Source organism: Staphylococcus schweitzeri (assembly GCF_002902405.1).
Taxonomy (GTDB): domain Bacteria; phylum Bacillota; class Bacilli; order Staphylococcales; family Staphylococcaceae; genus Staphylococcus; species Staphylococcus schweitzeri.
In genome coordinates this window covers 1-21,440 of record NZ_PPQS01000032.1, presented here as the reverse complement: position 1 = coordinate 21,440, position 21,440 = coordinate 1, and the positions used below count along the sequence as shown (strand labels likewise).

Here is a 21,440-nt window from a genome sequence, read left to right as displayed (position 1 = left end):
GGTAAGTGAGGTGCTCTTGTTGAGCGAAAATGAAAGGTGGAAATGAGAATGGCTTCATTAAAGTCAATCATCCGTCAAGGTAAACAAACACGTTCAGATCTTAAACAATTAAGAAAATCTGGTAAAGTACCAGCAGTTGTATATGGTTACGGTACTAAAAACGTGTCAGTTAAAGTTGATGAAGTAGAATTCATCAAAGTTATCCGTGAAGTAGGTCGTAACGGTGTCATCGAATTAGGTGTTGGTTCTAAAACTATCAAAGTTATGGTTGCCGATTACCAATTCGATCCACTTAAAAACCAAATCACTCACATTGACTTCTTAGCAATCAATATGAGTGAAGAACGTACTGTTGAAGTACCAGTTCAATTAGTTGGTGAAGCAGTAGGCGCTAAAGAAGGCGGCGTAGTTGAACAACCATTATTCAACTTAGAAGTAACTGCTACTCCTGACAATATTCCAGAAGCTATTGAAGTAGACATTACTGAATTAAACATTAACGACAGCTTAACTGTTGCTGATGTTAAAGTAACTGGCGACTTCAAAATCGAAACTGATTCAGCTGAATCAGTTGTAACAGTAGTTGCTCCAACTGAAGAGCCAACTGAAGAAGAAATCGAAGCTATGGAAGGCGAACAACAAACTGAAGAACCAGAAGTTGTTGGCGAAAGCAAAGAAGACGAAGAGAAAACTGAAGAGTAATTTTAACACATTACTATAAAGTTTTTATACTTTGTTAAACAAGCACTGTGCTTATTTTAATATAAGCATGGTGCTTTTTGTGTTATCATAGGGTTTAATTAAACTTTATTGATTTGTATCAAAGTTAAATTAATTTTAGTAAGTAAAGCAATCTTAATATAAAGGTTATTAAAATGACGGTAAAGATTTTGTAGATATACAGAATGTTTAAGTGCTTGCTTATTATTTTGATGAGCAATTTTAAATGGGTTTGGGATATAAATCAATGTCCTAGGCGCTACAATGTTATATTGGCAATAGTTGACTGAATGAAAATATGCTGGTAACAAGCTTTTTTCAATTCTAGTAACACTTGCCGGGGTGCGGGCCCCCAACATAGAGGAATTGGATAGACAATTTCTACAGGCAATGCAAGATGGTGTGCGGGGCCCCAACATAGAGGAATTGGATAGACAATTTCTACAGGCAATGCAAGATGGTGTGCGGGGCCCCAACATAGAGGAATTGGATAGACAATTTCTACAGGTAATGCAAGATGGGGTGCGGGGCCCCAACATAGAGGAATTGGATACCCAATTTCTACAAGCAATGCAAGTTGGGGTAACAGTGATAAAGAAATATTTTTTCTTTAGAAATTAGTATTTCTTATGCATGAGTTTTACTCATGTATTCCTACTTTTTAAGTACACATTAGCTGTGGCTAATAATAAAGAACTACTACATAATAAATCATTAATGGTTCTTTATCATTTCTGTTCCACTCCCACATGAATAAATGAAACAATTACGATGGAGGTAAACACGCATGAAGTGTATTGTAGGTCTTGGTAATATAGGTAAACGTTTTGAACTTACAAGACATAATATCGGCTTCGAAGTCGTTGATTATATTTTAGAGAAAAATAATTTTACTTTAGATAAACAGAAATTTAAAGGTGCATATACAATTGAACGTATGAACGAGGATAAAGTTTTATTCATTGAACCGATGACAATGATGAATTTATCTGGTGAAGCTGTGGCACCTATAATGGATTATTATAATGTTGACCCAGAAGATTTAATTGTACTGTATGATGATTTAGATTTGGAACAAGGACAGGTTCGTTTAAGACACAAAGGTAGTGCCGGCGGACATAATGGTATGAAATCAATCATCAAAATGCTTGGTACAGATCAATTTAAACGTGTTCGTATTGGTGTGGGAAGACCAACGAACGGTATGTCTGTTCCTGATTATGTGTTGCAACGATTTTCACAAGATGAAATGATAACAATGGAAAAAGTTATTGAACATTCAGCGCGAGCAATTGAAAAGTTTATTGAAACATCACGTTTTGATTACGTAATGAATGAATTCAATGGTGAAGTAAAGTAATGACAATATTAACAACGTTTATTCAAGAGAATAACCATTTTCAAGCACTTAATCAGGTATTTGGACAAGAAAATACATTAGTAACTGGACTTTCCCCGTCAGCAAAAGTGACGATGATTGCTGAAAAATATACACAAAGCAATCAACAGTTATTATTAATCACTAACAATTTATACCAAGCGGATAAATTAGAAACAGACTTTTTACAATTTGTAGATGCAGAGGAATTATATAAGTATCCGGTACAGGATATTATGACTGAAGAATTTTCAACACAAAGCCCTCAACTGATGAGTGAACGTATTAGAACATTAACTGCGTTAGCTCAAGGTAAGAAAGGGTTATTTATCGTTCCCCTTAATGGCTTGAAAAAGTGGTTAACGCCAGTAGAAATGTGGCAAAGCCATCAAATGACATTGCGAGTTGGCGATGATATAGACGTGGATCAAATGCTTAATAAATTGGTTAATATGGGATATAAACGAGAATCGGTTGTTTCTCATATCGGCGAATTTTCATTGCGCGGCGGTATTATTGATATTTTTCCACTTATTGGGCAACCTGTTAGAATCGAACTTTTCGATACTGAAATTGATTCGATTCGAGATTTTGATGTCGAAACACAGCGTTCAAAAGATAATATAAATGAAGTTGATATCACAACTGCAAGTGACTATGTCATCACAGATGAAGTGATTAACCATCTTAAAGCAGAATTGAAAGCAGCTTATGAAAACACGAGACCTAAAATCGATAAATCAGTACGTAATGATTTGAAGGAAACATATGAAAGTTTTAAATTGTTCGAAAGTACATATTTTGATCATCAAATACTTCGACGTTTAGTAGCATTTATGTACGATAAACCTTCGACAATTATAGATTATTTTCAAAAAGATGCAATTGTTGTAATTGATGAATTTAATCGCATAAAAGAAACTGAGGAAAGTCTTACTACAGAATCAGATGCATTTATAAGTAATATTATTGAAAGTGGTAAAGGTTTTATTGGACAAAGTTTTATAAAATATGATGATTTTGAAACATTGATTGAAGGCTATCCAGCTACTTATTTTTCATTATTTGCGACAACAATGCCGATAAAATTAAAGCATATTATTAAATTTTCATGTAAACCTGTACAACAATTTTATGGTCAATATGATATAATGCGCTCTGAATTTCAACGTTATGTCAATCAGAAGTATCGCATCGTTGTGTTAGTTGAAACTGAAACGAAAGTTGAACGTATGCAAGCAATGTTAAGCGAAATGCATATTCCTTCAGTAACCAACATGCACAGCTCAATGTTGGCTGGTCAGGCCGTCATTATTGAAGGTAGTTTGTCAGAAGGATTTGAACTTCCGGATTTGGGACTAGTAGTTATAACTGAGCGAGAGCTTTTTAAATCGAAACAGAAAAAACAACGAAAACGCACTAAAGCAATTTCAAATGCTGAAAAAATAAAGTCGTACCAGGATTTAAATGTAGGAGATTATATTGTCCATGTGCATCATGGTGTGGGTAGGTATCTAGGTGTTGAAACATTAGAAGTCGGACAAACGCATCGTGACTATATTAAATTGCAGTATAAAGGTACAGATCAATTGTTTGTACCAGTTGATCAAATGGATCAAGTTCAAAAATATGTAGCTTCAGAAGATAAGACGCCGAAATTAAACAAACTTGGTGGCAGTGAGTGGAAAAAAACGAAAGCTAAAGTTCAACAAAGTGTTGAAGACATTGCCGAAGAGCTAATTGATCTTTATAAAGAACGAGAAATGGCAGAAGGTTATCAATTTGGATTGGACACTGCCGAGCAAACTACATTTGAATTGGACTTTCCGTATGAACTTACGCCAGACCAAGCAAAATCTATTGATGAAATTAAAGAGGATATGCAAAAATCACGTCCAATGGATCGCTTGTTATGCGGCGATGTTGGTTATGGTAAAACAGAAGTTGCAGTTCGAGCAGCATTCAAAGCTGTAATGGAAGGGAAACAAGTTGCGTTTTTAGTGCCTACAACCATTTTAGCGCAACAACATTATGAAACATTAATTGAGCGTATGCAGGATTTTCCAGTCGAAATTCAATTAATGAGTCGCTTTAGAACACCTAAAGAAATCAAACAAACGAAAGAAGGGCTTAAGACCGGATTCGTTGACATTGTTGTCGGTACCCATAAGTTGCTGAGCAAAGATATACAATATAAAGATTTAGGATTATTAATAGTCGACGAAGAACAGCGTTTTGGTGTTCGCCATAAAGAACGTATCAAGACATTAAAGCATAATGTTGATGTATTAACTTTAACGGCAACGCCTATACCGAGAACACTTCATATGAGTATGTTGGGTGTACGTGATTTGTCAGTAATTGAAACGCCACCTGAAAATCGTTTTCCAGTACAAACATATGTGTTAGAACAAAATATGAGTTTTATTAAAGAAGCATTAGAGAGAGAATTGTCTCGTGACGGACAAGTATTTTACTTGTACAATAAAGTGCAATCTATTTATGAAAAGCGTGAACAACTTCAAATGTTAATGCCTGATGCTAACATAGCAGTTGCTCATGGGCAGATGACGGAACGAGATTTAGAAGAAACAATGCTAAGTTTTATCAATAATGAGTATGACATTTTGGTAACGACAACGATTATAGAAACTGGTGTCGATGTTCCGAATGCGAATACTTTAATCATTGAAGACGCAGATCGTTTTGGATTAAGTCAATTGTATCAATTAAGGGGACGTGTTGGACGTTCAAGTCGAATTGGTTATGCTTATTTCTTACATCCAGTAAACAAAGTTTTAACAGAGACGGCTGAAGATCGATTGCAAGCTATTAAAGAGTTTACAGAGCTGGGCTCTGGATTCAAGATTGCAATGCGTGATTTGAACATCCGTGGTGCTGGGAATTTGTTAGGTAAACAACAACATGGCTTTATTGACACGGTTGGATTTGATTTATATAGCCAAATGTTAGAAGAAGCAGTAAATGAAAAACGCGGTATTAAAGAACCAGAATCTGAGGTACCTGAAGTTGAAGTTGATTTAAACTTAGATGCATATTTACCTACAGAATATATATCAAATGAGCAAGCTAAAATTGAAGTTTATAAAAAGTTACGTAAGACAGAAACACATGAGCAAATTATGGATATTAAAGATGAGTTAATCGACCGTTTTAATGACTACCCGGTTGAAGTTGAACGCTTGCTTGACATTGTAGAAATAAAAGTACATGCATTGCATGCAGGCATTACGTTAATTAAAGATAAAGGGAAAACGATTGATATTCATTTATCTGTAAAAGCTACTGAAAATATTGATGGTGAAGTGTTGTTCAAAGCTACACAACCTCTTGGCAGAACTATGAAAGTTGGCGTACAAAATAGTGAAATGACGATAACATTAACCAAACAAAATCAATGGCTAGATAGTCTTAAGTTTCTAGTGAAATGTATTGAAGAAAGTATGAGAATAAGTGATGAAGCATAAAGAGGCATTTAATGGCGTTGTTGTATTAACTGCTGCATTAATTGTTATAAAAATTCTAAGTGCTGTGTATCGGATTCCATATCAAAATATATTAGGTGATACAGGCTTGTATGCCTATCAACAAGTATACCCTATCGTAGCATTAGGGATGATATTGTCGATGAATGCTATTCCAAGTGCTATTACACAAAACATTGGACAATATCATAATGATCATGCATATGCGAAAGCTGTCATATATATTCAAATGATCGGTATATCGATATTTGTTTTTATCTTTGCGTTTGCAAAGCATCTTGCCCAAATTATGGGAGACATTCATTTGACTTCGATGATTCAGGCTGCAAGTTTAAGCTTTATATTTATAGGTATGCTTGGTGTTTTAAGAGGGTATTATCAAACTGCAAATAATATGACGATTCCGGCTATTTCCCAGGTTATAGAACAAGTGATTCGAGTAAGTATCATTATCGGAACTATTATTATTTTTATAGGTAAGGGATGGAATATCTACGAAGCTGGTACCATTGCTATTTTAGCATCAACAATTGGATTTCTAGGTTCATCGATATATTTAATTGCACATAGACCTTTTAAATTTAAAATGGTAAATAATAATGTCAATATAGCTTGGAAACAGCTTATGCTTTCAATTTTAATTTTCGCAATAAGTCAACTTATCGTTATTTTGTGGCAAGTGATTGATAGTGTAACGATTATTCAATCTTTAAAAGCAATGCATGTACCATTTAATATTGCTATTACTGAAAAAGGTGTTTATGATCGAGGTGCCTCATTCATTCAAATGGGATTAATTGTAACGACAACGTTTAGTTTTGCGTTAATACCTTTGCTAAGTGATGCAATTAAAATGAAAAAGCAAGTATTAATGAATCGTTATGCAAATGCTTCTTTGAAAATTACAATTTTAATAAGTACAGCAGCAGGTATAGGATTAATCAATTTATTACCTTTGATGAATAGCGTGTTTTTTAAAACAAATGATTTAACGTTAACATTAAGTATTTATATGTTCACAGTGATTTGTGTGTCTTTAATTATGATGGATATGGCGTTGCTACAAGCGCAACATGCTGTGAGACCTATATTTATAGGTATGACTTCAGGATTAATTGTTAAATTTTTACTTAATATAATTTTAATTCGTTTAAGTGGCATTATTGGTGCAAGCATAAGTACTGTTGTATCATTAATTATATTCGGTGCAATTATTCACATCGCTGTAACTAAAAAGTATCATTTGCATGCGATGCGACGGTTTTTCATGAATGTCGTTATCGGCATGATATTTATGTCAATAGTTGTCCAACTCGTTTTATTTATAGTGACCACACATGGTCGTATAACGGGACTTATTGAATTATTATGTGCAGCTTTTTTAGGTATTGCAGCATTATTTTACTATATTTTTAAATTTAATGTATTGACGTACAAAGAGTTAACTTATTTACCATTCGGTTCAAAATTGTATCAAATGAAGAAAGGAAGACGTTGATGGCAAATACCATTACGATTGTTGGCTTAGGTAATTATGGTATAGATGATTTACCATTAGGTATATATAAATTTTTGAAGACGCAGGACATTGTCTATGCAAGGACGATTGACCATCCAGTTGTTCAATCTTTGAAAGATGAAATAGCATTTGAGAGTTTTGATTACGTTTATGAAAAACATGATCAGTTTGAAGATGTCTATGATGGTATTGTAGAGAAATTGATCGCGCTTGCTTCTAAAAAAGATATTGCTTATGCGGTTCCGGGGCATCCAAGAGTTGCTGAGACAACTACAGTTAAATTACAAGCATTTGCGGATGAGAATGCTAATATTAATGTAGATATTTTAGGTGGAAAAAGCTTTATAGATGACGTATTTGAAGCAGTAAGTATTGATCCGAACGATGGATTTACCTTGTTAGATGCTACATCCCTGCAAGAAGTGATGTTGAATGTTAGAACCCATACATTGATTACACAAGTGTATAGTGCAATGGTAGCTGCTGATTTAAAAATTACGTTAATGGAACGTTATCCAGACGATTATCCTGTTCAAATCGTTACGGGTGCACACAGTAGTGGTGCTGAAAACGTTGTGACTTGTCCTTTATATGAATTAGATCACGATGAAAAGGCATTTAATAATTTAACAAGTATATTTATTCCAAAAATAACAACACAATCTTATTTGTATAATGACTTTGATTTTGCAACAGAGGTAATTGATACTTTAGTTGATGATGAAAAAGGTTGCCCATGGGATAAAGCGCAAACACACGATACTTTAAAACGATATTTACTTGAAGAGACCTTTGAATTATTCGAAGCTATTGACAATGAAGACGATTGGCATATGATTGAAGAGTTAGGAGATATTTTATTACAAGTGTTGTTGCATACAAGTATTGGTAAAAAAGAAGGATATATGGATATAAAAGAAGTCATTACAGGCTTAAATACTAAAATGATTCATAGGCACCCGCATATATTTGGCAATGCACATGCTGAATCGATTGAAGATTTAAAAGAAATATGGACTAAGGCTAAAGAAGCTGAAGGTAAGCAATCAAGAGTTAAGTTTGAAAAAGTATTTGCTGAACATTTTTTAAACTTATACGAAGAAACTAAAGATAAATCATTAGATGAAGCTGAGTTGAAACAATGGTTAGAAAAGGGGGAACGTAATAAATGAGATTAGACAAATATTTAAAAGTTTCGCGACTAATTAAAAGACGTACATTAGCTAAAGAAGTAAGCGATCAAGGACGCATTACAATCAATGGCAATATTGCTAAAGCTGGATCTGATGTCAAAGTGGAAGATGTCTTAACAATTCGGTTCGGTCAAAAATTAGTAACTGTAAAAGTAACAGCATTAAATGAACATGCATCTAAAGATAATGCAAAGGGCATGTATGAAATTATTGAAGAGCAAAGACTTGATGAAGTGTAAATTGGAGGTGACAAGCAATGAAAAATAAAGTAGAGCATATAGAAAATCAGTATACATCACAAGAAAATAAGAAAAAACAACGTCAAAAAATGAAAATGCGTGTTGTTCGTAGACGAATCACCGTTTTCGCGGGTGTATTACTTGCGATAATTATTATTTTATCAATCTTGCTTGTTGTCCAAAAACACCGTAATGATGTTGATGCACAAGAACGAAAAGCGAAAGAAGAACAATTTCAAAAGCAACAAAATGAAGAAATAGCATTAAAAGAGAAATTGAATAATTTAAATGACAAAGATTATATTGAAAAAATTGCACGTGATGATTATTACCTAAGCAATAAAGGGGAAGTAATATTTAGACTTCCTAATGATAAGGGTTCGTCAAACTCTAATTCGTCAAAAAAATAATTCGAAAATGAACAAAAAATATACGAGTATAGACATTGTGAAAAAACTCAAACAAGGATATAATAAGGGAAAATCGAATCAAATCGGGAGGATTTATTTAACATATGTCAATCGAAGTTGGAAATAAGCTTAAAGGTAAAGTCACTGGTATCAAAAAATTTGGTGCATTCGTAGAATTACCTGAAGGAAAAAGTGGTTTAGTTCACATTAGTGAAGTCGCAGATAATTATGTTGAAAACGTAGAAGAGCACTTAACTGTAGGTGATGAAGTCGACGTAAAAGTATTATCAATTGCTGATGATGGCAAAATTAGTCTTTCAATTAAAAAAGCGAAAGATCGTCCACGTAGACAACATACGAGCAAACCAAGTCACCATAAACCAGTACAAAAAGCCGAAGATTTTGAAAAGAAATTAAGCAATTTCTTAAAAGATAGTGAAGACAAATTAACTTCAATCAAACGTCAAACAGAATCTAGACGCGGTGGCAAAGGTTCTAGACGTTAATTAAAATAAATAAAGACTGTTTCGATAAGGAATAAATTTAGAATCTACGCATCATGACAGTGATTGCGTATGAAGGACATCTAAGACTGTTTCTTAAATAAGGAGCAGTCTCTTTTTATTTGTTATGATATAAATAGAAGTTCGAGCATTTGAAAATTGTAAAGAATGAGGTGTGGGTATGCAGTTGAATAGTAGTGGTTGGCATAGAGATGACCATCTTGTAGTTGCTGTTTCAACAGGAATTGATAGTATGTGCTTATTGTATCAACTCCTAAATGAATACAAAGATAGCTATAGACGGTTGACTTGTTTGCATGTTAATCATGGTGTTAGGTTAGCATCAGAAGAAGAAGGTCAATTTTTAACAGCATATTGTAAACAACATCACATAGATTTACATATTAAGAAATTAGATTTATCCCATAGTTTAGATAGAAATAAAAGTATACAAAATGAAGCTCGAATTAAACGTTATCAGTGGTTTGATGAGATGATGTTGGCTTTAGAAGCGGATGTCTTGTTAACAGCACATCACCTAGACGATCAACTTGAAACAATCATGTACCGTGTTTTTAGTGGAAAATCAACGCGTAATAGATTGGGTATAGATGAACTTTCTAAACGGGAAGGTTATTATATTTATCGTCCATTATTAGCTGTTTCTAAAAATGAAATTCAACAATTCCAGATTGAGAACAAGATACCATTTTATGAAGATGTATCTAATCAAGATAATAAATATGTTAGAAATGACATTCGAAATAGAATTATTCCAGCTATTGATGAAAATGAGCAACTTAAAGTTTTACATTTACTAAAATTAAAACATTGGCATGATGAGCAATATGATATTTTACAATGTAAAGCAACACAATTTATTACAGAGTTTGTGAAGTTTGACGAAAAGTTAATTAATATAGAAATGCCGAGACAAGCTTTTAATGATTTACCAGATCATTTAAAAATGATTATATTTGATCGAGTTTTATCTGAACATTTTAAGTTATTTAATATCAGTGACAGAACGTATAATGATTGGTTTCAGCAATTTAAAAGTAAGAAAGCGCAATTCAGCATTAATCTTACAGAAAAATGGATAATTCAAATTGCATATGGTAAATTAATAATAATGGCTAAAAATAATGGCGATACATATTTTAGAGTTCAAATTATTGATAAGCCAGGTAATTATATTTTTGACAAGTATCTATTAGAGATACATTCTAATTTACCAAAAAGTTTATTTCCACTTACAGTAAGGACAAGAAAAAGTGGTGATACATTTAAACTTAATGGGCGTGATGGTTATAAGAAAGTTAATCGCTTGTTTATAGATCAGAAAGTACCTAAATGGTTTCGTGATCAAATTCCAGTTATATTGGATAAACAGCAACGCATTATTGCGGTAGGAGATTTATATCAACAACAACAATTAGAGCAATGGATTATAATTAGTAAAAATGGAGATGAATAGAGTTATGCATAATGATTTAAAGGAAGTATTGTTGACTGAAGAAGATATCCAAAATATCTGTAAAGAATTGGGAGCTCAATTAACAAATGATTACAAAGATAAGCCATTAGTATGTGTTGGGATTTTAAAAGGTTCAGCAATGTTTATGTCAGATTTAATTAAACGTATCGATACACATTTATCAATTGACTTCATGGATGTTTCAAGTTATCACGGTGGTACTGAATCAACTGGTGAAGTACAAATTATTAAAGACCTTGGTTCTTCTATTGAAAATAAAGATGTGTTAATCATTGAAGATATTTTAGAGACTGGTACGACACTTAAGTCTATTACTGAATTATTGCAATCTAGAAAAGTTAACTCATTAGAAATAGTTACATTATTAGATAAGCCGAATCGTCGTAAAGCTGATATTGAAGCAAAGTATGTCGGTAAAAAAATTCCAGATGAATTTGTTGTTGGATACGGTTTAGACTATCGCGAGTTATATAGAAACTTACCATATATTGGTACGTTAAAACCTGAAGTATATTCAAATTAAATTTTTAATCAATTTCAGTTATTATTACTATGCCTTTGAGTAAGAATAGTGTAGACTCAAAAATATGAAAAATGTATTTCATATATATTTAATTTTAAACAAGACATATGTCTTACAAAGTTGGAAAAATATAGAAATTGATAAAATTGACAAAAGATGTGAATGTTATTGACAGTAAGCTCAAATACTAGCTTACAAAATATGTAATGTGTTACAATTCTTGTTAGTTTTATTATGGGAAGTAGGAGGAAATGACGCATGCAAAAAGCTTTTCGCAATGTGCTAGTTATCGTAATAATAGGCGTTATTATTTTTGGTCTATTTTCATATTTAAACGGTAATGGAAATATGCCGAAACAGCTTACATATAATCAGTTTACTGAGAAGTTGGAAAAGGGTGACCTTAAAACATTAGAAATCCAACCACAACAAAATGTGTATATGGTAAGTGGTAAGACGAAAAATGATGAAGATTATTCATCTACTATTTTATATAACAATGAAAAAGAATTACAAAAAATTACAGATGCTGCTAAGAAGCAAAGCGGTGTAAAATTAACGATTAAAGAAGAAGAAAAACAAAGTGTCTTTGTAAGTATACTATCAACATTAATTCCAGTTGTTGTCATCGCGTTATTATTTATTTTCTTCCTAAGCCAAGCACAAGGTGGCGGTAGTGGCGGTCGTATGATGAACTTTGGTAAATCCAAAGCGAAAATGTATGATAATAATAAACGTCGAGTTCGCTTCTCTGATGTAGCGGGTGCTGATGAAGAAAAGCAAGAGTTAATTGAAATTGTAGATTTCTTGAAAGACAATAAGAAGTTTAAAGAAATGGGTTCAAGAATACCTAAAGGTGTCTTACTTGTTGGCCCTCCAGGTACAGGTAAAACATTACTAGCAAGAGCGGTTGCTGGTGAAGCAGGTGCCCCATTCTTCTCAATTAGTGGTTCAGACTTTGTTGAGATGTTTGTCGGTGTCGGTGCGAGTCGTGTACGTGACTTGTTTGATAATGCTAAGAAAAATGCACCTTGTATCATTTTCATCGATGAGATTGATGCTGTTGGTCGTCAACGTGGCGCTGGTGTAGGTGGCGGTCATGACGAACGCGAACAAACATTAAACCAATTATTAGTTGAAATGGATGGCTTTGGTGAAAATGAAGGTATCATTATGATAGCTGCTACAAACCGTCCAGATATTCTAGACCCAGCGTTATTACGTCCAGGTCGTTTTGATAGACAAATTCAAGTTGGCCGTCCAGATGTAAAAGGTCGTGAAGCAATTCTTCATGTACATGCTAAGAACAAGCCACTTGATGAAACTGTAGATTTAAAAGCTATTTCACAACGTACACCGGGATTCTCTGGTGCTGATTTAGAAAACTTATTAAATGAAGCATCATTAATTGCAGTACGTGAAGGTAAGAAGAAAATTGACATGAGAGATATCGAGGAAGCAACGGATAGAGTTATCGCTGGACCGGCTAAGAAATCTCGTGTTATTTCTAAGAAAGAACGTAATATCGTTGCACATCATGAAGCTGGCCATACAATTATTGGTATGGTGTTGGATGAAGCAGAAGTAGTCCACAAAGTTACTATCGTACCACGTGGTCAAGCTGGCGGTTATGCTATGATGTTACCGAAACAAGATCGATTCTTAATGACTGAACAAGAGTTATTAGATAAAATTTGTGGTCTGCTTGGTGGACGAGTATCAGAAGATATCAACTTTAATGAAGTGTCAACTGGTGCTTCAAATGACTTTGAGCGTGCTACGCAAATAGCAAGATCAATGGTTACACAATACGGTATGAGTAAAAAACTAGGACCATTGCAATTTGGTCATAGCAATGGACAGGTTTTCTTAGGTAAAGACATGCAAGGTGAACCTAATTATTCAAGTCAAATTGCTTATGAAATAGATAAAGAAGTTCAACGAATCGTAAAAGAACAATACGAACGTTGTAAACAAATTTTATTAGAGCACAAAGAACAATTGATTTTAATTGCTGAAACATTATTAACAGAAGAAACATTAGTTGCTGAACAAATTCAATCATTATTCTATGAAGGTAAATTACCTGAAATAGATTATGATGCAGCTAAAGTTGTTAAAGATGAGGATTCTGAATTTAATGATGGTAAATTTGGTAAATCTTATGAAGATATTCGTAAAGAGCAATTAGAAGAAGGTCGACGTGAAGAGAAAGAAGATCGTAAAGAAGAAAAAGATATTGGTGAAGATAGAAAAGAAGCTGATAAATCTCATGAAAATGATGAGCCAGCACATCAACAAGCGCCTAATATCGAAAAACCTTATGATCCAAATCACCCAGACAATAAATAATTAATAATATTCAGTACCTCTTTCTATGATTATGTGATAGGAAGAGGTACTTTTTAGATTTTAAATAGGGAAAAAGTTGTTTGTCAGTTTTATAGTAAGCGATAAAACTGTTGCACGGTGAAGTAACTATCAAACAAGTTACTTCATTATTTAGAATGATGGGTGTAGAATATATACAATTGTTGCATTTTATGAAGTAAAATAATTTTTAAAATATAGAGTAATAGAGGAGATTGAAATAATGACACATGATTATATTGTTAAAGCGTTAGCATTTGATGGGGAAATTAGGGCATATGCAGCTTTGACAACTGAAACAGTTCAAGAAGCACAAACGAGACATTATACTTGGCCAACAGCATCTGCTGCAATGGGACGAGCAATGACAGCAACAGCAATGATGGGAGCCATGTTAAAAGGCAATCAAAAATTAACAGTCACGGTAGATGGTCAAGGACCTATTGGACGTATAATTGCTGATGCTAATGCGAAAGGTGAAGTGCGCGCATATGTAGATCACCCACAAACGCATTTTCCATTAAATGAGCAAGGTAAACTTGATGTTAGACGAGCAGTTGGTACAAATGGATCTATTATGGTTGTAAAAGACGTTGGTATGAAAGATTACTTCTCTGGAGCGAGTCCGATTGTTTCAGGTGAACTAGGAGAAGACTTTACTTATTATTATGCTACAAGTGAACAAACGCCTTCATCAGTAGGACTTGGTGTACTAGTAAATCCTGATAATACGATTAAAGCAGCAGGTGGTTTTATTATTCAAGTAATGCCTGGTGCAAAAGAAGAAACTATTTCGAAGCTAGAAAAAGCCATTAGTGAAATGACACCAGTGTCTAAATTAATTGAGCAAGGGTTAACACCTGAAGGACTATTAAATGAAATTTTAGGTGAAGAACATGTACAAATTTTAGAAAAAATGCCAGTTCAATTTGAATGTAACTGTAGTCATGAGAAATTTTTAAATGCTATAAAAGGATTAGGCGAAGCAGAAATTCAAAATATGATTAAAGAAGATCATGGCGCAGAAGCAGTATGTCATTTCTGTGGCAATAAATATAAATATTCTGAACAAGAGTTGAACGATTTGCTAGAAAGTTTAGCGTAATTTAATTTAAAACAATACGCTAAAATGTTTATTTTTAGCGGTTTAGTGAAATGTAGAACTAAATAGTTGTAAAATTCTTAGTATTTTTGTTTGCTTTCTAGATTTTATTTGATAAAATAATTTTATATCCGATAAATAAACTAAGATTTCGACAACTAACTAAAAAGGAGTGGTTTTAATGGCACAAAAACCAGTAGATAATATTACTCAAATTATTGGTGGTACACCAGTAGTTAAATTGAGAAATGTAGTAGATGAAAATGCAGCAGACGTTTATGTAAAATTGGAATATCAAAATCCAGGTGGTTCTGTTAAAGATAGAATTGCGTTAGCAATGATTGAAAAAGCAGAACGAGAAGGCAAAATCAAACCTGGCGATACAATTGTAGAACCAACAAGTGGTAATACAGGTATCGGTTTAGCGTTTGTATGTGCTGCTAAAGGATATAAAGCAGTATTTACAATGCCTGAAACAATGAGTCAAGAGCGCCGTAATTTATTAAAAGCATATGGTGCAGAATTAGTTTTAACACCTGGATCAGAAGCGATGAAAGGTGCAATTAAAAAAGCTAAAGAATTAAAAGAGGAACATGGTTATTTTGAACCGCAACAATTTGAAAACCCAGCAAATCCTGAAGTACATGAGTTGACTACAGGTCCTGAGTTATTACAACAATTTGAAGGTAAAAATATCGATGCGTTCTTAGCTGGTGTAGGTACTGGTGGTACGTTATCTGGTGTTGGTAAAGTTCTTAAAAAAGAATACCCTAATATTGAAATTGTTGCTATTGAGCCTGAAGCATCTCCAGTTTTAAGTGGTGGTGAGCCTGGTCCGCATAAATTACAAGGTTTAGGTGCTGGATTTATTCCGGGTACTTTAAATACAGAAATATATGATAGTATTATTAAAGTAGATAATGACACAGCGATGGAAATGTCTCGCCGTGTTGCTAAAGAAGAAGGTATTTTAGCAGGTATTTCATCTGGTGCTGCGATTTATGCCGCTATTCAAAAAGCGAAAGAGTTAGGTAAAGGAAAAACGGTGGTAACTGTATTGCCAAGTAATGGTGAACGTTACTTATCAACACCTTTATATTCTTTCGAGGACTAATTAGTATTAATTATATGAGTGAGCCATCCTTTGAGGGTTGCTTGCTCTTTTTTACTTTTTTATGGAGGCTTAATTCGAGTATTTATTTGATGAATTTAAACAGATACATGTCTATTGAAATATTTTTCTGAAAATACTACTTAGTGAATGTTAATATAATAGACGTACATATTAAACAGTATAAGTTAGAATATATAATTTTAACCGTACAGTTAAATTACATACATAATTAAAGGATGATTAAGATGACTAAAACAGAAATTATGGGCATATTAAATGTTACACCTGATTCATTTTCAGATGGTGGCAAATTTAACAATGTTGAATCTGCAATAAACAGGGTAAAATGCATGATGGATGAAGGTGTTGATATCATAGATGTTGGTGGTGTTTCGACACGACCAGGACATGAAATGATTACTTTGGAAGAAGAGTTGAATAGAGTTTTACCAGTCGTTGAGGCTATTGTTAATTTTAATGTGAAAGTTTCAGTTGATACATTTAGAAGTGAAGTGGCTGAGGCATGCTTGAAGTTAGGAGTAGATATGATTAATGATCAATGGGCAGGGCTCTACGATAACCGAATGTTTCAAGTTGTTGCTAAATATGATGCAGAAATAGTTTTAATGCATAATGGTAATGGTGAGCGCGATGAACCAGTTATTGAAGAAATGCTTACTTCTTTACTGGCCCAGGCGCATCAAGCTAAGCTTGCAGGAATTCATGAGGAAAAAATATGGCTTGATCCAGGAATTGGGTTTGCTAAGACTAGAAGTGAAGAAGCGGAAGTAATGGCAAGACTTGATGAGCTTGTAGCTACGGAGTATCCTATTTTATTGGCAACAAGTCGAAAACGATTCACAAAAGAGATGATGGATTATGATACAACGCCAGTTGAAAGAGATGAAGTGACTGCTGCAACGACAGCATATGGTATTATGAAAGGCGTTAAAGCTGTACGCGTACATAATGTTGGGCTAAACGCGAAACTAGCTAAAGGTATAGATTTTTTAAAGGAGAATGAAAATGGAAGACAAAATCTTTCTTAAAGGAATGCGTTTTTATGGATATCATGGTGCTTTATCAGCTGAAAATGAAATCGGACAAATTTTTAAAGTAGATGTAACATTGAAAGTGGATTTGGCTGAAGCAGGACGAACTGACAATGTTGTTGATACAGTTCATTATGGTGAAGTTTTTGAAGATGTTAAATTAATCATGGAAGGTGAACCAGTAAATTTACTTGAGCACCTGGCTGAACGTATTGCAAAACGAATAAATTCACAATATAATCTTGTAATGGAAACGAAAGTGAAAATCACTAAAGAAAACCCACCGATTCCGGGTCATTATGATGGAGTAGGTATCGAAATAGTGAGGGAGAATAAATGATTCAAGCATACTTAGGATTAGGTAGTAATATTGGTGATAGAGAAAGCCAGTTAAACGATGCTATAAAGATTTTGAATGAATATGATGGTATTAACGTATCTAATATTTCTCCGATTTATGAAACAGCACCAATTGGGTATACTGAACAACCTAACTTTTTAAATTTGTGTGTTGAAATTCAAACAACACTCACGGTATTACAACTGTTGGAATGTTGTTTGAAGACAGAAGAATGTTTACACCGTGTTAGAAAGGAACGATGGGGTCCTAGAACTTTAGATGTGGATATTTTGTTGTATGGAGAAGAAATGATAAATTTGCCAAAACTGTCGGTGCCACATCCGAGAATGAATGAACGTGCATTTGTTTTAATCCCATTAAATGATATAGCAGCAAATGTCATAGAACCACGTTCGAAATTGAAAGTGAAAGATTTAGTTTTTGTCGATGACAGTGTAAAGAGATATAAATAATGTATTGTTGAGAACATTCATATTTATTAGGAATAGATGATTGATTATTGGAGATGTTTCCGCATTTTGATTATCTCTAAATGCATTTGATTTCGAATTAGTATATGATGATTTAGTATGTGTTAGAATTAAGTTATTTCATAAAATCAAAGTAAGCAATATTTGATAAATTGCTGTAATTTATTCGGGCTTTTGTTGAAGTTTGTGGAAGATAATTTTTATACATTTACATAGGGTTGTATTAATGATAATCGTATTTTAAATGAATAAGTAATTCATAAACGAAAACAGAAATTACTTTATTACATTTACAACCTCTTGTAAAATTAAAAAAGTGATAAAATTGATGTTATGAATATAAGAAAACATGCAACATCATAACTTTAAGGTGTAATGGTTAATGATAAAGTATTAGAAACATCGAAAGAGATGTATGTTGAGCAAAAATGTCTGATATTTTATAAAACTTTAAAGGAAAATGTTTGAGTGTACCAGTTGGAATACTTAAGGATTACAACAAGTTAAAGGAGAGAAAGTTATGTCAGAAGAAATGAATGACCAAATGTTGGTTCGACGTCAAAAATTACAAGAATTATATGATCTTGGTATAGATCCGTTTGGTTCTAAATTTGACCGTTCAGGTTTATCTAGTGATTTGAAAGAAGAGTGGGACCAGTATTCTAAAGAAGAATTGGTAGAAAAAGAAGCGGATAGTCATGTCGCTATAGCTGGACGATTAATGACTAAGCGTGGTAAAGGTAAAGCAGGATTTGCTCACGTTCAGGATTTAGCTGGACAAATTCAAATTTACGTTCGTAAAGATCAAGTTGGCGATGACGAATTTGATTTATGGAAAAATGCTGATTTAGGCGATATCGTTGGTGTTGAAGGTGTAATGTTCAAAACAAACACTGGCGAATTATCGGTTAAAGCGAAGAAATTCACGCTACTAACTAAATCATTGCGACCATTACCGGATAAATTCCACGGTTTACAGGATATTGAACAGAGATATCGTCAAAGATATTTAGATTTAATTACGAACGAAGATAGCACTCGTACATTTATTAATCGTAGTAAAATCATTCAAGAAATGCGTAATTATTTAAATAATAAAGGTTTCTTGGAAGTAGAAACACCTATGATGCACCAAATTGCTGGTGGCGCAGCTGCTAGACCATTTGTAACACATCATAATGCATTAGATGCAACGTTATACATGCGTATTGCTATTGAGTTGCATTTGAAACGTTTAATTGTCGGTGGACTTGAAAAAGTATATGAAATTGGTAGAGTATTCCGTAATGAAGGTGTATCAACTAGACATAACCCTGAATTCACAATGATTGAATTATATGAAGCATATGCAGATTATCATGACATTATGGATTTAACAGAATCTATGGTGAGACATATTGCCAATGAAGTATTAGGTTCTGCAAAAGTACAATACAATGGGGAAACGATTGATTTAGAATCTGCTTGGACTCGTTTGCATATTGTTGATGCTGTAAAAGAAGCTACTGGTGTAGATTTTTATGAAGTTAAAAGTGATGAAGAAGCTAAAGCTTTAGCTAAAGAACATGGTATTGAAATTAAAGATACAATGAAATATGGTCATATTTTAAATGAATTCTTTGAGCAAAAAGTTGAAGAAACACTTATTCAGCCAACGTTTATCTATGGTCATCCGACTGAAATTTCACCTTTAGCGAAGAAAAATCCTGAAGATCCTAGATTTACTGATCGTTTCGAATTGTTCATTGTAGGTAGAGAGCATGCAAATGCATTTACTGAATTAAATGATCCTATTGATCAAAAAGGTCGTTTTGAAGCGCAACTTGTTGAAAAAGCTCAAGGTAATGATGAAGCACATGAAATGGACGAGGATTATATTGAAGCATTAGAATATGGTATGCCTCCGACAGGTGGTCTTGGTATCGGTATTGACAGATTAGTTATGTTATTAACTGACTCTCCATCAATCAGAGACGTATTATTATTCCCTTATATGAGACAAAAATAAATGACGTTGATTGTTAGTAAGAGCTCTCGTGTATACAACATGTGTATGCGAGGGTTTTCTTAATTATGGTAATTAGTTCGTGTTTGAATGTTTTTTATAGTAATAGTTAACGATAATGGTGCTATTTTTGAATGTTAAACAAGGTAGTTAGCTGATAGATGAAAATGACGATACGTATATAGAGTCGTTCTGATGAGAAATGTTAACGATAGACATTGAGATATCTTGTGACAAAAATTGCTATATTAGTATAATTTATCTTAATCAGCTATAAAAGTACTTTAAAATTGTATAGAATGTATATGGTTTTGTACATATGTGTATGATAGAATACTAAAAGTGTTATGAATTAGAGAGCACGAGAAATGTAAGTTATGAAGAACGAAAAAGTTGATTAAAAGTGTTGACTTTATTAATTGAATGAAGTAATATATAAAAGTCGTCAAAAACAGACGAATACACTAAAAGCTGATGTGACAAAGTTCACAACAAAGTGTAAAATTAACTATTGCACCTTATTAATTAAGCGTGTATCATAAATAAGTAAGTTATTTTGTCTGGTGACTATAGCAAGGAGGTCACACCTGTTCCCATGCCGAACACAGAAGTTAAGCTCCTTAGCGTCGATGGTAGTCGAACTTACGTTCCGCTAGAGTAGAACGTTGCCAGGCAAATGATAAATCGGAGAATTAGCTCAGCTGGGAGAGCATCTGCCTTACAAGCAGAGGGTCGGCGGTTCGAACCCGTCATTCTCCACCATTTATTCTTACATATTGCCGGCCTAGCTCAATTGGTAGAGCAACTGACTTGTAATCAGTAGGTTGGGGGTTCAAGTCCTCTGGCCGGCACCATCTTTTGAGCCATTAGCTCAGCTGGTAGAGCATCTGACTTTTAATCAGAGGGTCAGAGGTTCGAATCCTCTATGGCTCATTACGATTTAATTTTTATATTCAGCAAATAATGCAGAAGTAGTTCAGCGGTAGAATACAACCTTGCCAAGGTTGGGGTCGCGGGTTCGAATCCCGTCTTCTGCTCCATTATTTTGCCGGGGTGGCGGAACTGGCAGACGCACAGGACTTAAAATCCTGCGGTGAGAGATCACCGTACCGGTTCGATTCCGGTCCTCGGCACCATTTTAGCGCCCGTAGCTCAATTGGATAGAGCGTTTGACTACGGATCAAGAGGTTATGGGTTCGACTCCTATCGGGCGCGCCATTTTTAATCATTTGAATAACGGGAAGTAGCTCAGCTTGGTAGAGCACTTGGTTTGGGACCAAGGGGTCGCAGGTTCGAATCCTGTCTTCCCGATTACTTCTTAATTCCATTTTATGGGGGCTTAGCTCAGCTGGGAGAGCGCCTGCTTTGCACGCAGGAGGTCAGCGGTTCGATCCCGCTAGTCTCCACCATTTATTTTTACACGATGAACATTGAAAACTGAATGACAATATGTCAACGTTAATTCCAAAAACGTAAC

The 21,440-nt window shown here is 33.9% G+C and carries 18 protein-coding genes, 8 tRNA genes and 1 rRNA gene; all 27 read left to right on the top strand.

Translation table 11 applies throughout. From position 1 onward, the window contains the following. Positions 1–48 precede the first annotated feature (48 nt). The 27 genes from CD116_RS06400 (at position 49) to CD116_RS06260 (ending at position 21,372) form a co-directional block, all read left to right on the top strand. Entirely contained in the window at positions 49–702 is a 654-nt protein-coding gene (locus tag CD116_RS06400; RefSeq protein WP_047428403.1) for a 50S ribosomal protein L25/general stress protein Ctc, read from the top strand. A gap of 805 nt (positions 703–1,507) precedes the next feature. Further along, positions 1,508–2,080 carry an aminoacyl-tRNA hydrolase gene (pth, locus tag CD116_RS06385; protein ID WP_047531650.1) on the top strand — a complete coding sequence of 191 codons (573 nt, stop codon included), beginning with the start codon at positions 1,508–1,510 and terminating at the stop codon, positions 2,078–2,080. Further along, entirely contained in the window at positions 2,080–5,586 is a 3,507-nt protein-coding gene (gene mfd / locus CD116_RS06380) for a transcription-repair coupling factor (RefSeq protein WP_047551674.1), read from the top strand. The genes pth and mfd overlap by 1 nt, the downstream gene beginning before the upstream one ends. Continuing rightward, on the top strand, positions 5,576–7,102 hold the full coding sequence (locus tag CD116_RS06375; protein WP_047551677.1) for a polysaccharide biosynthesis protein: 1,527 nt from the start codon (positions 5,576–5,578) through the stop codon (positions 7,100–7,102). Before mfd ends, CD116_RS06375 begins: the two co-directional genes overlap by 11 nt. After that, a complete protein-coding gene (locus CD116_RS06370) occupies positions 7,102–8,295 on the top strand; it encodes a MazG nucleotide pyrophosphohydrolase domain-containing protein (protein WP_047531641.1) in 1,194 nt (397 codons plus the stop codon). Before CD116_RS06375 ends, CD116_RS06370 begins: the two co-directional genes overlap by 1 nt. Continuing rightward, positions 8,292–8,555: an RNA-binding S4 domain-containing protein gene (locus CD116_RS06365; RefSeq protein WP_047428421.1), complete on the top strand. Its 264-nt coding sequence runs from the start codon at positions 8,292–8,294 to the stop codon at positions 8,553–8,555. The genes CD116_RS06370 and CD116_RS06365 overlap by 4 nt, the downstream gene beginning before the upstream one ends. A 17-nt stretch (positions 8,556–8,572) precedes the next feature. Continuing rightward, a complete protein-coding gene (divIC, locus tag CD116_RS06360; protein ID WP_047428424.1) occupies positions 8,573–8,965 on the top strand; it encodes a cell division protein DivIC in 393 nt (130 codons plus the stop codon). Positions 8,966–9,069: 104 nt separating this feature from the next. Continuing rightward, positions 9,070–9,471: a S1 domain-containing RNA-binding protein gene (locus CD116_RS06355; protein ID WP_000021446.1), complete on the top strand. Its 402-nt coding sequence runs from the start codon at positions 9,070–9,072 to the stop codon at positions 9,469–9,471. Positions 9,472–9,649: 178 nt separating this feature from the next. Then, positions 9,650–10,945, top strand: coding sequence for a tRNA lysidine(34) synthetase TilS (tilS, locus tag CD116_RS06350; protein WP_047551680.1), 1,296 nt, complete (start codon positions 9,650–9,652; stop codon positions 10,943–10,945). Positions 10,946–10,949: 4 nt separating this feature from the next. Further along, positions 10,950–11,489 carry a hypoxanthine phosphoribosyltransferase gene (gene hpt, locus CD116_RS06345; RefSeq protein ID WP_047428430.1) on the top strand — a complete coding sequence of 180 codons (540 nt, stop codon included), beginning with the start codon at positions 10,950–10,952 and terminating at the stop codon, positions 11,487–11,489. A gap of 258 nt (positions 11,490–11,747) precedes the next feature. Then, on the top strand, positions 11,748–13,841 hold the full coding sequence (gene ftsH, locus CD116_RS06340) for an ATP-dependent zinc metalloprotease FtsH (protein ID WP_047551683.1): 2,094 nt from the start codon (positions 11,748–11,750) through the stop codon (positions 13,839–13,841). 241 nt (positions 13,842–14,082) lie between these two features. After that, positions 14,083–14,964 (top strand): Hsp33 family molecular chaperone HslO, encoded by an 882-nt coding sequence (gene hslO, locus CD116_RS06335; RefSeq protein WP_047551686.1) that lies wholly within the window; start codon positions 14,083–14,085, stop codon positions 14,962–14,964. Positions 14,965–15,142: 178 nt separating this feature from the next. Beyond that, positions 15,143–16,075: a cysteine synthase A gene (gene cysK / locus CD116_RS06330; protein ID WP_047531631.1), complete on the top strand. Its 933-nt coding sequence runs from the start codon at positions 15,143–15,145 to the stop codon at positions 16,073–16,075. A gap of 245 nt (positions 16,076–16,320) precedes the next feature. Further along, the gene (folP, locus tag CD116_RS06325; protein ID WP_047531628.1) at positions 16,321–17,124 is read left to right on the top strand and encodes a dihydropteroate synthase; all 804 of its coding nucleotides are present in this window, start codon (positions 16,321–16,323) and stop codon (positions 17,122–17,124) included. Continuing rightward, on the top strand, positions 17,102–17,467 hold the full coding sequence (gene folB, locus CD116_RS06320; RefSeq protein WP_047551689.1) for a dihydroneopterin aldolase: 366 nt from the start codon (positions 17,102–17,104) through the stop codon (positions 17,465–17,467). Before folP ends, folB begins: the two co-directional genes overlap by 23 nt. Continuing rightward, a complete protein-coding gene (folK, locus tag CD116_RS06315) occupies positions 17,464–17,940 on the top strand; it encodes a 2-amino-4-hydroxy-6-hydroxymethyldihydropteridine diphosphokinase (protein WP_047551692.1) in 477 nt (158 codons plus the stop codon). Before folB ends, folK begins: the two co-directional genes overlap by 4 nt. Positions 17,941–18,333: 393 nt before the next feature. After that, positions 18,334–18,426, top strand: a complete 93-nt coding sequence (locus tag CD116_RS06310; RefSeq protein ID WP_001790128.1) for a hypothetical protein — start codon at positions 18,334–18,336, stop codon at positions 18,424–18,426. A gap of 52 nt (positions 18,427–18,478) precedes the next feature. Then, on the top strand, positions 18,479–19,966 hold the full coding sequence (lysS, locus tag CD116_RS06305; RefSeq protein ID WP_001288202.1) for a lysine--tRNA ligase: 1,488 nt from the start codon (positions 18,479–18,481) through the stop codon (positions 19,964–19,966). Positions 19,967–20,522: 556 nt separating this feature from the next. Next, a 5S ribosomal RNA gene (rrf, locus tag CD116_RS06300) occupies positions 20,523–20,637 on the top strand. A gap of 12 nt (positions 20,638–20,649) precedes the next feature. Next, a tRNA-Val gene (locus CD116_RS06295) sits at positions 20,650–20,725 on the top strand. A 16-nt stretch (positions 20,726–20,741) separates the two neighbouring features. Further along, a tRNA-Thr gene (locus CD116_RS06290) sits at positions 20,742–20,817 on the top strand. Between the two features lie 6 nt (positions 20,818–20,823). Then, positions 20,824–20,896: transfer RNA gene (locus CD116_RS06285), tRNA-Lys, on the top strand. Between the two features lie 32 nt (positions 20,897–20,928). Continuing rightward, positions 20,929–21,003, top strand: a tRNA-Gly gene (locus CD116_RS06280). A 7-nt stretch (positions 21,004–21,010) separates the two neighbouring features. Further along, positions 21,011–21,099: transfer RNA gene (locus CD116_RS06275), tRNA-Leu, on the top strand. Between the two features lie 5 nt (positions 21,100–21,104). Continuing rightward, a tRNA-Arg gene (locus tag CD116_RS06270) sits at positions 21,105–21,181 on the top strand. Positions 21,182–21,200: 19 nt separating this feature from the next. Further along, positions 21,201–21,274 (top strand) — tRNA-Pro (locus CD116_RS06265). Positions 21,275–21,296: 22 nt separating this feature from the next. Then, a tRNA-Ala gene (locus tag CD116_RS06260) sits at positions 21,297–21,372 on the top strand. Positions 21,373–21,440 lie beyond the last annotated feature (68 nt).